The sequence below is a fragment of the Pseudomonadota bacterium genome (assembly GCA_010028905.1).
GTDB lineage: Bacteria > Vulcanimicrobiota > Xenobia > RGZZ01 > RGZZ01 > RGZZ01.
Genome location: RGZZ01000870.1, coordinates 1 through 1,201, shown reverse-complemented (window position 1 = coordinate 1,201; position 1,201 = coordinate 1). Strand labels below are relative to the sequence as shown.

The 1,201-nt window shown below is 69.6% G+C and carries 1 protein-coding gene; it reads right to left on the bottom strand.

From position 1 onward, the window contains the following. A partial coding sequence (locus EB084_26005) for a hypothetical protein (GenBank protein NDD31719.1) occupies window positions 1–1,040 on the bottom strand: 1,040 nt, incomplete at its 3' end. Between the last annotated feature and the right edge of the window lie 161 nt (window positions 1,041–1,201).

Sequence of the window (1,201 nt, the reverse complement as noted above, 5' to 3'; positions counted from 1 at the left end):
GTCTGCTCGCCCACGCCTTTGGCAATGCCCGCCTGCCCCTTCGCCTGCTCGCCCTTTGCCTGCCCCTGCTCGCCCTTGGCCTGGGCGGCCTGCTGGATGTTCTTGGCCTTGTCGGTCATGTGCTTCTGCGCGTCCTGGGCGAACTTCTGGGCGGCCTGCTGCGCCTGGTCGGCGGCGCTGTCGTGCTGCGCCTGATCGCTGCGGTTCTGTGAAGCGTCACGACCTGCGTTGTCGGCCGCATTGCGGAAGGCATCCCGGTTTCCCTCGGCCCCCTGCTGGTTGGAGCGCGCGTCCTGCCCGAGCTTGCGCGCCTCCTCGAGCCCCCGCTGGTCTCCCCCGAGCTTCACGTCGGTGGGATTGCCCTGCATCGGCTTGACGCCCGAAGGGCCATTGCCTCCGTCGCCCGCTCCCTTGCTGTTGAGACCTGAGGGAAGCCCGCCCGGCATCCCCCCTGGCCCCATGGGTCCCGCGGCCTTCTTGGGGCGCATGCCCGCGCCCTGGGATGAGCCCTGTGCATTCTGGGGATGCTGCGCGCCCGTCCCCCGGGGCTGCTCGTTCCCCTGTGCGGCGGTGGCGCGAGAGGGGCCGCCCGTGGAAGGCTGCGACTCGCCCGCCTGCGCGGCGCGCGCTGCATCCGCGGCGCGCGGAGCCTCTGCGGAACGGGGAGCCTCTGTGGTACGGGAAGCCTCTGCGGTACGCGCCCCCATGTCATGCGCAGATTGAGGAGAGCGACCCGCGGGCGCCTGATCGCCCTGCGCACCCTGGGGTCCGCCCTTCAGCCAGCTGCTGAGCTGAGGCATGCCGCTCTCGCGCCCCCCCGCGGACGGCCCGTGGCTCTCTGAGACAGGGCTGAGCGTGACCCGATCGCGCGGCGATGAGGCCGCTGCATCGGTCGAAGGCGCGGGCGATCCGGGGGCCTGGTGCGCAGAGGCGGCGGCCGCCTGTCCGCCAGAGGTCGACGCCGACGACGAGGTGGAGCGTTCCCCGCTTCGGTCAACCGGTCTCGACTTCGAATCGGTGTTGATGGGCTCAACAGGCATGATCTCGAATCCTCCGCTTTCTTCTGTTCCGATTCTGCCGCACACCGCCCCCTCTCAGCCACACCCCGCTCGTAAACAATCTGTGACCTCGTCGTCGCACTTGTAACAACCGTGGTACAACCCGCAACAACAATCGCCCCTCGTTTTATCGCCAGACCGCC